Source organism: Desulfolithobacter dissulfuricans, assembly GCF_025998535.1.
Classification (GTDB): Bacteria; Desulfobacterota; Desulfobulbia; order Desulfobulbales; family Desulfobulbaceae; genus Desulfolithobacter; species Desulfolithobacter dissulfuricans.
Map to the genome: position 1 here is coordinate 484109 of NZ_AP024233.1, position 13494 is coordinate 497602.

13 protein-coding genes and 1 pseudogene are annotated in these 13494 nt (G+C 50.9%); 13 read left to right on the forward strand and 1 reads right to left on the reverse strand.

Annotation, left to right across the window (positions count from 1 at the left end):
* The first annotated feature begins 139 nt into the window (after nucleotides 1-139).
* Both GF1_RS01995 and GF1_RS02000 read left to right on the forward strand, forming a co-directional pair.
* Entirely contained in the window at nucleotides 140-730 is a 591-nt protein-coding gene (locus GF1_RS01995) for a 4Fe-4S dicluster domain-containing protein (protein WP_267927957.1), read from the forward strand.
* Nucleotides 723-929 carry a hypothetical protein gene (locus tag GF1_RS02000; RefSeq protein WP_267927958.1) on the forward strand — a complete coding sequence of 69 codons (207 nt, stop codon included), beginning with the start codon at nucleotides 723-725 and terminating at the stop codon, nucleotides 927-929. Before GF1_RS01995 ends, GF1_RS02000 begins: the two co-directional genes overlap by 8 nt.
* Nucleotides 930-1100: 171 nt before the next feature.
* Here the strand turns inward: GF1_RS02000 and GF1_RS02005 are convergent, their stop codons facing one another.
* On the reverse strand, nucleotides 1101-2480 hold the full coding sequence (locus GF1_RS02005) for a transposase (protein WP_267927923.1): 1380 nt from the start codon (nucleotides 2478-2480) through the stop codon (nucleotides 1101-1103).
* 222 nt (nucleotides 2481-2702) lie between these two features.
* Between GF1_RS02005 and GF1_RS02010 the strand changes: the two genes are divergently transcribed.
* The 11 genes and pseudogenes from GF1_RS02010 (at nucleotide 2703) to GF1_RS02060 (ending at nucleotide 13465) form a co-directional block, all read left to right on the forward strand.
* Entirely contained in the window at nucleotides 2703-3203 is a 501-nt protein-coding gene (locus GF1_RS02010; RefSeq protein WP_267927959.1) for a cytochrome b/b6 domain-containing protein, read from the forward strand.
* A gap of 23 nt (nucleotides 3204-3226) precedes the next feature.
* A complete protein-coding gene (locus tag GF1_RS02015; protein ID WP_267927960.1) occupies nucleotides 3227-3922 on the forward strand; it encodes a TorD/DmsD family molecular chaperone in 696 nt (231 codons plus the stop codon).
* Nucleotides 3923-4065: 143 nt separating this feature from the next.
* Nucleotides 4066-4791 (forward strand): DUF599 domain-containing protein, encoded by a 726-nt coding sequence (locus GF1_RS02020; protein ID WP_267927961.1) that lies wholly within the window; start codon nucleotides 4066-4068, stop codon nucleotides 4789-4791.
* Between the two features lie 307 nt (nucleotides 4792-5098).
* Complete coding sequence (locus GF1_RS02025) at nucleotides 5099-5383, forward strand: hypothetical protein (protein WP_267927962.1); 285 nt, start codon at nucleotides 5099-5101, stop codon at nucleotides 5381-5383.
* 466 nt (nucleotides 5384-5849) lie between these two features.
* Nucleotides 5850-7193, forward strand: a complete 1344-nt coding sequence (ltrA, locus tag GF1_RS02030; protein WP_267927963.1) for a group II intron reverse transcriptase/maturase — start codon at nucleotides 5850-5852, stop codon at nucleotides 7191-7193.
* A gap of 162 nt (nucleotides 7194-7355) precedes the next feature.
* Nucleotides 7356-7577 (forward strand): annotated as a pseudogene (locus tag GF1_RS02035) (hypothetical protein); the annotation flags it as partial.
* 421 nt (nucleotides 7578-7998) lie between these two features.
* Nucleotides 7999-9150, forward strand: coding sequence for a TDT family transporter (locus GF1_RS02040; RefSeq protein ID WP_267927965.1), 1152 nt, complete (start codon nucleotides 7999-8001; stop codon nucleotides 9148-9150).
* A gap of 175 nt (nucleotides 9151-9325) precedes the next feature.
* A complete protein-coding gene (locus tag GF1_RS02045) occupies nucleotides 9326-9676 on the forward strand; it encodes a DsrE family protein (RefSeq protein WP_267927966.1) in 351 nt (116 codons plus the stop codon).
* Nucleotides 9677-9961: 285 nt separating this feature from the next.
* On the forward strand, nucleotides 9962-10561 hold the full coding sequence (locus GF1_RS02050) for a substrate-binding domain-containing protein (RefSeq protein WP_267927967.1): 600 nt from the start codon (nucleotides 9962-9964) through the stop codon (nucleotides 10559-10561).
* A gap of 61 nt (nucleotides 10562-10622) precedes the next feature.
* A complete protein-coding gene (locus GF1_RS02055; RefSeq protein ID WP_267927968.1) occupies nucleotides 10623-11600 on the forward strand; it encodes a LysR substrate-binding domain-containing protein in 978 nt (325 codons plus the stop codon).
* A 770-nt stretch (nucleotides 11601-12370) separates the two neighbouring features.
* Entirely contained in the window at nucleotides 12371-13465 is a 1095-nt protein-coding gene (locus GF1_RS02060; RefSeq protein ID WP_267927969.1) for a YeiH family protein, read from the forward strand.
* The last annotated feature ends 29 nt before the right edge of the window (nucleotides 13466-13494 follow it).

A 13494-nucleotide genomic window follows, 5' to 3' on the forward strand; every position in this document is an offset into this window, starting at 1 on the left:
TGCGTCTGCAGAGAAACGGAACAGCATCGGTGGAAAATGGAGTCAATAAATCTTTAACACAGCTTAATTACCTGTATCCCATCCAGAGGGAATATGGGAAATACCCGAAAGTTATCGGATAACCGAGTTGCATCACTGCATGCATTGTGAGAACACCCCTTGCGCCAACAACTGTCCAGCCAATGCCATCGAGCGCAGAAAAGGGGGGCAGGTGGTTATCCATCAGGATCTCTGTGTGGGCTGTCGCACCTGCCAGGAAGCCTGCCCCTTTGACGTACCTGTCTATGATCAGACCACCAATGCCTCCTATAAATGTATCATGTGTTACGACAGGGTGGAATCAGGTCTCAGACCCGCATGTGTCAGTTCCTGCATAGGGGATGCCCTGATCAGCGGACCCCGTGCTGAGGTGGTTGCCGAGGCACGAAAGCGGGCAAAACGTTACAGTGAGCAGTTTGGCAAGGAATATATCGTATACGGCGCCGATAAAATAAACGACTACGTCGGCAGAACCGGCTGGATGACTATCGTTGCGGCCGAGGAGATGGAAAAATATGGCCTGCCGAAAAATCCCGTGGTCAGCAGCATGGCTCTGCGGCAGACATGCAAGACCATTGGCGTCGGGGCTTCAGCTGCAGTAGCCCTGGGAGCCGGCGCCCATTTCCTCTACTGGCTGGCAAATCGCAAAGAAGTTCTTGCTGCACGAGAAAAGGAGGGAGGTCATGAGTAAAAAATACACTGCGTTTACCCCATTGCAGATGTTCTATCATAAAGCCATCATAATCCTGATGTTCTTTTTTATCCTGACAGGGCTGCCAATTCTGTTTTCCAGCTTTCACTGGATTGCCTATTGCTTTGGTTTTCCTTTTGACTTTATTACAGCAGTTCCCGATTTGCCCCCTGCTCAACCAGCGAACAGGACGATTTGAGAAATTTTGACCCTGTTGTCCAAGTTTCCTGTCGATTTTCGGCATGAAACGACAGGGAAGGCGGTTTTCCCGGAGAAAAAACCGAATTTTTGACGTACTTCTCCAGTCATCCTTCCGGATGTTGTCCGCAAGAATACGTTCTTTGACAACCTGATTTTTTCGATCGGCGACTCACTCCCATTGGAACTCCAGTTTCGGCTTGCGGACGCCGTTGACGATACAGTGGAGTATCAGCTCCATTGACGGGACGAAATTCTCATTAAAGCAGCTGCGAACTCGTTCCCAGAGGTACCGTCTCGTTCTATATTTTGCCTGGGCCGCCTGGAACAGCGGACAACACATCTGCTGAACCTGATCCACCAAGAAGGCCAGCAGCATCAGATGGGCAAAAACAGCGCTCAGGTGCTTCTTGCCGAGTCCATAGTTGTGCTCCAGGTTGTAGCCCTGGTTTTTCAAGGTATTGAACGTCTCATTCTCGATCCGCCACCGGGCACGGCCGGCACGCATGATGTCAAAGGCGTTTTCCCCGCTGATCGGGATGTCCGTCACCCAGCCGAACCGGTTCTTTACGTTACCTTCACTGTCCGTCTCCCAGTATTCCAGGAAGTTGACCGTCAGAGAATCCTTGCTGGACTTGTTGAGGGGAACATTGTTGAGAAAACGAAAGCAATGGTGCACATTGGTCTTGTTGGAATCCGCTATGTGCAACTCGGTGATTTCGCCCCTGTCAGCCGCCTCGTCGACCGATTGGTACAGATTCTCATGATCCTTGGGCTTGGCCCCGAGGATGTAGCGCAGGTCATGTTTCTGCAACTCCTGGATATGCGGCGCGTTGGACGCCAGGGCATCTTCAATGACAATGGTCTTGAGATGGGGATGCTCGCGCCGGAAATCAGTCAGGTAACGCTTGGCCGCATTTCGTTCACAGTCGTTCTTGCTGCTGCCGTCCTGCTTGACGATCATCTCCGGGCAGGTGGGAATCACTTCCGAACGGTCCGGATGGACAAAGGCCCCGGCAAACATCTGTTGGTAATATTCGACCTTGCCGTTGCGCTTCCTCTTGCTCAGGCAATAGTCGGAGCCCATCTTTTCAGAGGTGTAAATACCGGTGCCGTCCAGGGCAAGAAGATAATATCCGCCCAGCCAGGTCATCTTCTCCAGTACCTTGCCACGCTGAAGCTGGGCAAAAATACTTTTGAACGGACGACGCAGATCCCTGACGGAAACCTCATCCAGAACAGTGCGCATCTGGCTGTCGCTGGGGATGCGGCTGACACCGAATACTCCCTGCAGGCTGTCGGGCTCTTCCCGGCGCCGTTCATCAAAAGCAAGCAGCGATGGATCTTTCAGGCAAAACATGGCAAAACCGGACATCAGTACATCGGGCAAAGATATTGAACTGTTGGCGGCCCGATGATCCACCACTCGGTTAAAATCCTCGCGTATGCGGGAATACAAGGTATCGGCATTGAGGTGACAGCGCATTTTTATCCGACGAAATGTTTTTCCGCTGTTACGGTAGTTGCGAATGAATCTGCTGAGTGTCGACATGGCATATCTCCTTGTAACGAATTGATATTACAAAGAAAAATGCCGCCGATCTTTTCAGCCATGTCAAGTAAAAAATCAAGTTCTTGAGAAAAAATTATGTTGTGATTACACCATGCTACGACACAGAAGTTTACGAAACCGCTCTCCCGGAAGCCGCATTATTTATGCGTTCCGGGCATAACGGGAATTGCTGACTTTATTACTACCCCTGACGGAAACGTCTTGACCTCCGGCATTCAGGTATGCAGGACGATTCACAGAGTGGCAGCCCTGCTTTTTCTTCTCTTTACCGTGCCTTTTGCTGTGGTCCAGCTTCTGCAGATCACCAAATGGCAAATATGGCCGGAGCCGGAAGCAGAAGGGTTGGCCGGTCTTAAAACCAGTTATATTGATTTTAAACATGCCAGACAGGGAAAATATAATGCCGGACAGAAAATCGCTGCCTATGTTTTTATCATCTGTATTTCCATGCTGGCCTTTTCAGGATATGTCCTGTGGTTTCGTGGATCATTTTCGCCGGCAACGTGGACGCTTGCCAGAACTCTTCATGATGTTGGCTTTGCGTTGCTGATTCCTACCCTTCTGGGGCACATGTATTTTGGTATTCATCCGCTCAACAGGGCAGGGTTCAAGGCAATGTTCGGTTCCGGCGACCTTGATGCGGCTGAGATTAAGTCGCATCATCCCCTCTGGTATGAAAAAATCAAAAAGGCTGAACAGTAAGCCAGAGGTTGCAGAAATTGGCCATGAACTTTCCAACTGACATGGGAAGCCGTTCTGACCGGGAGATTCATTCTCCCGGTCGGGACCCGTTCGCCCATAGTGAAAAGCTGCACCAGGCAAGGTATGCTGTCTACAAGATGCTGAGTCTTGCCTATCTCTATCCCGGCGATATAGAATGGGACGAATTTGTTCGCGAGTTACCAGGGATTCTGGCAGAAGCAGCTGACATTCTGGAACTTGATCTCACCGCCGAGATGGAAACTCTGTCCGGTTTGTCTGAGATTCTGGATTTTGAACAGATATGCTGTGAGCACACAATGCTCTTTATTAATAATCCCCATGACGATCCGGTGTCGCCTTATGAATCCGTGTACCTGGAAGACACGATCATGGGAAGATGTGCCCGGGTTGTGCAGGAATTCTATGAGCAACACGGCCTTGCTGTGGACAGGCAGCACTCCTATCTTTTGCCGGATCATATTGCCCTTGAACTTGATTTCATGGCCTGGCTGATCGAAAAGGGCATGGAATCAGGATCGTCTTCTCTGGGCGAACAGCTCAGGTTTTTCAGTGACCATCCAGGACTGTGGGCCCGTCGGTTTCTGGCGGATGTGAGAACAGTTACCACAAACTCTTATTTTTTCTCGCTGGCGACTGTGGCGGATAAATTTCTCCAGAATGAAAAACAGCTGTTCTTTTTTTGGAACCAAAAGAAATAACAATATTTTTCACGCCGCAGTGTTATAGCGTCAGTTGTCTGGCCTTCCCTACCCATCCCGTTGAACAGACGACCGTTTTCAGGTAAACGCTGTGAATTGCCGGAAGTTCCGGGGCATCATCCCAAAACCACGCAGGAATTCAAATGCCTCAGTTTCAAGAAATAATCAATAGCTGGTGTGCAAAGCCGTACCTCTTGGACTGGGTGGCATTCACGCTGTTCTGGACAACAGTTATCAGCTATCGTCTGTTCCTGGCGCGGATGCTTAGAAAAAACCGTGAAAGGCTGTTTCTTGGAAAACTGCAGGCCTATAGAAACGCATGGATTGTGGCCCATTCGTATTGCAAAAACGATATACTGGTCATTCAGACCCTCAGAAACACAATAATGTCTGCATCGTTTCTGGCCTCGACTTCAGTCATTCTTATAATGGGCGCATTTCACCTGCTAGGTTATCTGAATACGCCCCAGAGGTCAGTTGCTATACTTGGCATCTTCGGTTCCACAGACCCTGTTGTCGAGATGTGGAAAATTTTTCTTATCATTTTGACACTCTCTTACTCTTTTTTTAATTTTACCTGGTATATAAGGGAGATAAATTATCTCGGATTCATTCTCAATCTCCCCAAACATCAAATTGATGCTATTGAGAACAGAGATTCAACAGAGGTTGTCTCCAATCTGTTTCTCATGGCCGGTATTCGATTCTCTATGGGGATGCGGGGCTATTATTTTCTCATTCCTCTTTTCATGTGGCTGCTCCATCCGCTCTTCATGATTATTGCTATCGTGGTCATTGTCTCTATTTTGTTAAAAAGAGACCTGGCAAGTGAAGGTGACAGGAAATCGCTTTCGAGTGGAGATAACTGAGAAGAGGATTGTAACGTGGGATCCTGGCAGGCCGGAACAAGTATAACATCCTGCAGTGTCGGAGAAGGCGATATTTTTCTTCTTGCCGTGGTGCATGAAGAGATGAAGGGTAGTCCAGGTAAATAAAAAAGTGTTGTTCCTGTAATTCAGGAGGGATGTCGCCAAGACAAAAGAAAAAAATTGGTGTCGGTGAGGATTGCCAATGCCTGGCCTCCTGCCCTGTCAGACTGTCCAGGTATCCACGGTTGATTTGACCATTGTGGAAGCTCTAACCGTTCGATCAATCACAGCGTCGAGGAGAAAGACCATGTACCAGCGGTTAAATGAAATCGATCTGCGCATCGCCGCCTGGATGGACCGCTACTGTCAGCTGTTGATGCGGCTTTCCCTTGGCCTGATTTTCATCTGGTTCGGGGCTCTGAAGCCGCTGGGTATGAGCCCGGAAGAGGAATTGATTCGACGAACGATCTACTGGCTTCCGCACGAATTCGTATTTCCGGTGCTCGGGATCTGGGAGGTCGCCATCGGTGTCGGCCTCGTGTGCCAGGCGAAGCTCTGGCGAACCTGGTGGCTGCGATGCCACCCGCGGTAATTGCCTGTTCACCGCGAAATCGCCGACCCGGCGTGTAGGGGTAACCCGAATCGTCAAGCAGGGTCGGAAAAGGCCGTAAGGTCAGATAGAGTATAGGCCGTAACATCTGTGAACTCGATTCGGCCTCGTTACACATTTGGCGGCGGCGACCCTCCGAGGTCATGGGGAAGCCAGTCATTGACGCGATGAGACAACAGGAGCGTTGCGTTGGGCCGCCCGGGGTGTTTGGAGATGGCATGTACTCAAGGGAGCGCCAGGGAACCTGGGAGACCCGGCGGGACGGGCAGGGCAGCAGATAGCCCGAGTCCAAACGCTGGAGGGGAATGCATAACCCTCTGTGCGGTCCCGGCCGGGAGTCGGACCTGCCCATAGTAGTGTTGAAGCGGGGTAACTCCCGTGGAGCGAAGGGGCAGGACTTTGATCGTGTTTCTGACAATGGAGGAAGTCCCGCTTGGAGTACACATGTTTGTCTCCCACTACGGATAAACGGGCAGGGCAGGAGTTCGGCCTGAGCCCGAAGGTCTCCCTCTTGCGAAAGAAACTGGGCCACAAGGCCAAGCAGGAACCGGAGTTTCGATTCTATGCCCTGTACGACCGGGTGTATCGCCTGGATGTACTGCAAAGTGCCTGGAACCGGGTTTACGCCAATCGAGGCGCTGCCGGGGTGGATGGAGTAAGCCTTGCGTCCATCAAGGAGAGTTCGGAAGGTGTAGCAGGCCTGCTGCAAACAATACAGCAGGAATTGAAGGATAAGACCTACCGGCCCATGCCGGTAAAACGGGTCTATATCCCAAAGGCGAATGGAAAGATGCGTCCGCTGGGTATCCCGACCGTCAAGGATCGGGTTGTACAGATGGCGGTCCTGTTGATCCTGGAGCCGATTTTCGAGGCAGACTTTGAGGACTGCTCGTACGGATTCCGCCCGGGCCTTAAGGCCCATGATGCTCTCGCCGCGATTCGGCAGGCGCTCAAGGCGGGATTTACTGAAGTCCTGGATGCGGATCTGAGCAGCTACTTTGACACGATTGACCATGGCAAACTGATGCAATGCCTGGAGCGTCGAATAGCTGACCGATCCGTTTTGAAGCTGATCAGGATGTGGTTGAAAAGCGATATCGTTGAAGAGGATGGGCAGGGCGGTCGCAAGATCACTCGCTCCCGCAAGGGTACGCCACAGGGTGGAGTCATCTCGCCTTTGCTGGCCAACATCTTTCTCCATGAATTCGACCAACGCTTTCACAGCTCGGAAGGTCCCCGCAATTTTGCCAACGCAAGGCTGGTACGATATGCCGACGACTGGGTTATCATGGCTCGGTACATCGGACCTCGCATTCACGCCTTTGTTGACAAGACGCTGGGGGAACTCGACCTGATCCTGAATCGGAACAAGACAACCATAGTTAACTTGAAAGATCCCGGCAGTAGTTTTGATTTCCTTGGATTTACGTTCCGCTTTGATCGCAGTCTGTACGGAGCGGGCCGGTACCTGAACATTGTCCCTTCTGCCAAGAGCTTGAAACGGGCGCGAGAAAGGATACATGCTCTGACGATTCGCAGGATTCAAAAGCCGGTAGAAGAAGTAATTGACCACGTCAATCGATTTCTGATTGGCTGGGGCAACTACTTTTCCTTCGGATACCCGAAGGTGTCGTTCAAGAAGATTGATTGGTACGTGCAGACCCGGTTCAGTCGCTTTATGAGGACACGGAGCCACCGGCACTGCCGGCACCTTGATGGACCGTCGTTGTACAAGGCGCTTATGTCCAAGGGGCTGGTCTATCTGCATAAAAGAGCCGTCAACTCCCTGTGAATGCCTTGAGGCGAGAGATCATCGGAGAGCCGGATGCGGTAAAACCGCACGTCCGGTTCGACGAGGGGGCGCTGTCCGCAATGAGACCTCCTCTGATATGTAGTAGCCGCGTGCGGCAGGGCATAGTCGTTGAAGATCATTGTTGACAGCGCTCTACTCTACATCTATCGCCCCCTGCTCCGGGTCGCCCTGCTGCTTCTGCTGCTGGAACTCCCCGGCACCTTCCTGCCCCTGGTCCTGCTGCCGGACATTTGCTTTACCAGCTTCCCTTTCGGTCTCAGCCTTGAGGGCCAGTACATTATCAAAAATCTTTTCCTGATCAGCGCCGCTTTTGCCATTGGCAGCAAGGTTCGCCTCCAGGCGGACCCGAAACGGCTGCTCTAACGGCCACATCGCTTTTCTCTTCACCTGAACCGACCACCAGGGGCACAAAAAACGCAAGTCGTCTCAGGCGCCCCATCTTCGAAGTCTCCGCTCGTCATGCGGTCGTTGCCGCATCACTATCTGCGCGGTCGCGTCTGCCCGCATAGTGGGTGACACCGCTTCGCTGTTATAGCGGTCAGCCACGACTGCACAGCGAAGCGACCGGAGGGAGATCGCGAATCTGGGGCGCCTGAGACGACTTGCATTCTTTCCCACGGAATATCAGCCTGGTGCGCAATCTGTGATCAGTTACCAAAAAACTTTCCAGGGTAACGCTGATCAATTTTACCAATTAATGAAATTGTTACAATGAATTTTACTTATTAGCAGATCCTCCATATAATGTGGGCAAAACGCATTGAAACATAGGAGGAAAACAATCATGCTGCAGAAACCATTTTCAAGACTAAACCATCCCCTGGATGTGGTCCGCCACTTTACTCCAAACTGGTTCGCCGTCACTATGGGAACAGGTATCCTTGCGTTGTGCTTGAATAAATTTCCCTATCATTCCACTTTTCTGCATAGCTTTGCCATGGGGCTGTGGCTCCTCAACATAGGGCTCTTTGCCCTGTTTTCAGCCCTGTTTATCGGACGTATTCTAATATTTCCAAGCATCACCTTGAAACTGTTGAAACATCCGGTCCAGTCGATGTTTCTGGGATGCATTCCCATGGGGTTGGTCACCATCATTAACGGTCTCCTTGTCTTCGGAACACAGCTCTGGGGGGATGCGATTATTCCGATCGCATCCTGCCTGTGGTGGGTAGACAGCATAATGTCTGTGACATGTTCTCTTCTGGTGCCTTACTTTATGTTCACCCGCCAGGAACACAGTATGCCGTCCATGACCACGGTATGGCTCCTGCCGATTGTCGCTTCCGAGGTTGCTGCGGCAAGTGGTGGTTTTCTGGTCCCTTACCTGACAGGGCAGTCCGCGGTTGTTGTCTGGATAGTGAGCTACGTTCTCTGGGCGATATCGGTGCCACTGGCGTTTGGCATCCTGATAATCTTTTTTCAGAGGCTGGTGCTGCACAAATTACCCTGCGAAAACATGGCGGCTTCTATCTGGCTGTGTCTTGGTCCGATCGGCACGGCAGCTCTTGGCTTGCTGCTGCTTGGGTCTGCATCCCAGAAACTCGTCCAGCAGGGTGTGTTCGCCACTTCTGATCTCGTAATTATGGGACAGGTTGCGGAAGGCTTTGGTTTGATTGTGGCGACAATGTTCTGGGGTTTCGGGCTTTGGTGGCTGGCAATGGCGATGCTCGTGACCGTACATTATCTCTGTAAAGGCATGCCTTTTAATATGGGTTGGTGGGCGTTTACCTTCCCGTTGGGGGTCTATACTGCAGCAACCCTTACCCTGGCGCAGCAGACAAATATCGTCTTTTTCTATGCCTTCGGGGCAACCTTCGTGATCCTCTTATTTGTCTTCTGGGCTATTGTTGCGGCACGCACTCTGCATGGAGGGTATCATGGTCACCTGATCCAGGCTCCCTGCCTGGTGGAATGCCACCCGGAAGTAGCTTCCTGAACTGGGAGTTGTACGTATATGATTTTGTGCAGATGGGAGAAGCCAGTGCGGATCGAGCGTTGTCTTTTCCTGAATATTGAAGATTGGTATGGGGAACCGTCGGTAATTGTCAGAAAAAAGGATTGACCGAGGCTGATGATCGCGAAACCCCAAAATAGAAATGGAGGAATGTGCAATGAAGACCAAGGTTGTTTTTCATGTTAACCGGGACGATGAAGAAACACTGCTTATGGCGCTGAACAATATGGAAAACCTGCTGAAGAATATCCCTGCCGATGAAGCCGCTGTTTATCTGGTAGCTAACGGAGTCGCGGTCAGATTGTTCCGGCGTGGGAGCGCTGCGCAGTATGCTTCTCGTGTTGAGAGCCTCTCCGGCGATGGGGTTCAGTTCTCTGTCTGCAACAATTCACTCAACAGCCTGGGTATTAAACATGAGGAGTTGCTGGACTCTTGTAAGGTAGTGCCGGCCGGAATTGTGGAGATTATCCGTTTGCAGGCTGAAGGATGTGCCTATGTAAAGCCCTGAATTGTAACCTATAACTAGATGAAAACACATAAGGAAGGCCATTATGACTATTACTCATGATAAAAAGGCCGTTGAATTCTCCGTCGCATCGGTGGACATGGTATGTGATCTGCACGGTGACCCATGTGATCCGGATTTGACGCTGTTTTTCAATGGGAACCAGTGGATGGTTGTCGAGGATCTTTTGGCTGCCTTTCGACGACTGTATCCGGAGATCCGACATATCTTTTATGAGACCCTGCCCCAGGCGTTCTGGCCGAGCAAATCAAACTCGGGGCATTGCAGATGGAGGAATTGCTGATCAATACCCCACCTGATGTTTATACCGCCGGTAGGGAAGAAATGGAGGCCCTGCTCCAGGAAGGGTTTATCCAGAGCTACCAACCTTATGCCCGAAACGGCCTGGCTATCCTGGTGCCGGCGGCTAACCCTGCAGATACCAGGGGACTGCAGGATCTGGGGCGGCCAGGTGTGCGGGTAGCCATGCCGAATCCGGCTTATGAAGGTGTGGGCCGACTGATCGTCAAGGCCCTTGAAAAGGCTGGCGGACCAGAACTGGTGAAACAGGTCATGGAGGAGAAAGTGGCAAGCGGCGAAACCTACCTGACCCGTATTCACCATCGTGAAACTATTAATTTACTGCGTGATGACCTTTCCGATGTCGGTCCGGTCTGGTTAAGCGAGGCCATTTACCAGCAGAACCTTGGGAAATCATTAGATTATGTTCCCATTCCACCGGAACACGATGTCATCGGTCAGTATTTCATAGCCCATGTGGACAAAACCAGCCGCCATCCCGCCGCAGCCAAAAAATTTATTGATTTTATGACCGGTGACACTGCCCGGAAGATCTATGCTGGTTATGGATTCCTGACCGGAATGTGAAAAGAATGGTTTTTTCCTCCTGTCATTTTCCACGTGATCCTGTTTGAGGGCGGAGACGCTGTTGTCTCCACTGAAATTATTAGAGAGGAAAAAGATGGGTGTTACTCTGAGACAACTGGAAATTTTTCTCGCGGTTGCAGAAACGGAACATATGACCCGAGCCAGCCAGAAGCTGTCTTTGTCACAGTCTGCAGCCAGTATGGCCATTGCCGAGTTGGAACACCAGTTAAATACCCCTCTTTTTGACAGGCTCGGCCGACGGTTGGTGCTCAATGACCGGGGTCGCCTTCTGCGTCCCTATGCCACAGAAGCCCTGCGAGTTGTCAAGAATGCGGAAATGGTCATGGCGAAGTCAGGGCGGAAACTCGTGGGCGAACTCAAGGTAGCGGCCAGTACTACTGTGGGGAACTACCTGTTACCCTATCTGTTGGGGGCCTTTGCGGAGAAGTATCCTGGGGTTGTAGTGAACCTGCAGGTGGGCAATACAGAACAGGTAGAAGCCGGGATCCTTTCTGGAGCGTGTGATATCGGTTTTACCGAGGGCCATACTAGTCACAGGAACATCGAAACCATTCCATGGCTGGATGACAGACTGGTCGTAATCACCGCCCCCCGCCACCCCTTGTCCCAGAAAAAGACATTGACCAGAGAGGATCTTGAGTCTGCCAAGTGGATTGTGCGCGAAGAGGGTTCTGGGACGGAGGAAATCCTTGAGTCAAATATTTTCAGTCAACTTAAGAAGTTCAACGTTCTGCTGAGATTAGGGCATACCGAAGCCATCAAGAAGGCCGTTGAGGCAGGATTGGGGGTCGGTTGCCTGTCTTCTCTGGCCGTTGGCAGAGAAGTCGAGCAGGGCTGGTTGGTTCAACTGCCGACCCCCTTTCTTCAGTTGCAGCGGGAACTGTTAATTGTGGTCCACCGAGGTAAGGATCACACCCCCCTGTTTAAAGAGTTTCTGGCCTTTTGCGAGCATTGGAAACAGGGGGATGTTGGTGGAGAAAAATCCGGCCAGCCTGATGCAGAAGAAGAAAACTTCTGAAATGTAAATCCAGCTTTCTACCAGGAAAATCTCCCTCTCTCTTCACTCCCTGACGGATAGGCATGCCATCAGGGCAACCTCAACGCTTCACTCAGAAGTGCCTGCGGTATAAGTTCCGCTGTTTCCCAATAGTTGTCCTCCCGACCCTGCCAGGGCCTGCACCTTTTTCAGAAATCCCACGTCACGATAATCAGAGAAAACCGATGTGCTGAGTCTCGCGGATGACAGTGTCCGTCCGGGAACATCTGTGGGACAGATGTTCCGTTCCAGGGACATCACGCCGAAAAGACATCAGTTCAACTTATCATTATCTTCTTGTTTGTTTGTTAGGGGAGGGATTGAGCGTATTGTGCAAGAAACATCATAATATTGGCTGGATAGGTGATGCTGTCATCAGGTGATAGTCTCTTTTTAACGGTCTCCATGCAAGACTGGCTTTTTTTTTGCGATACACCACTTCATATGGCGGGTGAGCCGGCAAACAAGAAAACCTGCCAGGTAGATCCTCAGAACGAGGCCTCTGTCTGATGGTTAACAGGCAAAAAGAGCGTTTAAAAGATCCATTCGTTAAGGGAAATTTCGAGTAGCAGCTTGGCTGTATCACGCGGAAAAGATCAGAAAATCAATAGGATGATATTTAGTCAGGTTGCTCTATGTTCTCGATATAGAGCACCTGCATTGTTCGTGACAGGCTAGGTTGCGTGACTTGGAACGGCTTTTTCTGGATGGGAACTAGAGGCAGATCTAAAAGACAAAACATGGAGGTCAAGATGTCAGAGCAAGCTTTGGTAGAGAAACCACTTGGATCGGGAACTATTGAAGGGAAATCCCTTATTCGGGAAATCGCGGACAGTGCACCGGGCGCGATTTTAGTAATCGGTGTAGCTGTGGCAGCATATTTTACAGCGCCTTTCCTCAGGCAGTACCCACTTTTCAAGACCTATCTTGAATTAAAGGATTTTATCCTGGCTATTCTGTTCGGCATTATGATCAAAAATACCGTGGGAGTGCCGAAAATATTTGAACCTGGCCTGAGGTTTTCCACCATTCTGACCAAGACAGGTATCGTCATCATGGGGGCTAAATACTCCATGGCAGGATTGGTCAAGGTCGGTGGTCCGGCACTTCTCTATATTGCAATCTTTCTTTTTGGTACGGCAATCATCATGATGCAGATCGGAAAGAGGTTGAAAATGCCGACACCCCTTGCTGCCTGCCTTGCTTCCGGTCTATCCGTCTGCGGTGTTTCAGCTACTATTGCTATTGCGCCTGCGGTAAAGGCCAAGAACCAGGACATGGCGTATTCCATTGCCGTCGTTCTCATGTTCGGTCTCCTGGCTCTGCTCGTCTTTCCTCCTATCGGCAAGCTGCTGCATCTTACCGATGCCCAGTACGGAGCCTTCGCCGGTGTAGGTATCGTCAATTCCGCCCAGGTACTGGCTGCCGGTTTTGGTTACAGTGAAGGGGCTGGTCTTGTTGCGGGTATTTACAATATAGGCAGGGTTCTCTTCCTGCCGTTCGTCGTCCTGATGCTCGCCATCATGGCTGCAAGCCGCGAGGCTGCCAGCGGCGGAGATGTTGTAAAAATCAACAAGTACAAGCTGATCGTTGACAAGTTCCCCATTTTTGTTCTCGGTTTCCTTTTCATTGTTTGCCTTAATACCATGGGCCTGTTCACCAAGACGGAGATCCATCAGGCTAAGGTTTTTATGAACTGGGCATTCCTGCTCGGATTTGCAAGCATCGGGCTGACCACCAGGCTTTCCGACCTGAAAGCTGCCGGATGGTCCGGTTTCCTCATGGGATTTATTGTCGCATCTGCCAAAGCGGCACTGGCACTGGCTGTGGTTATGATCTTGATGTAATCACAAGCCTTTTTTCATTTACGCATATA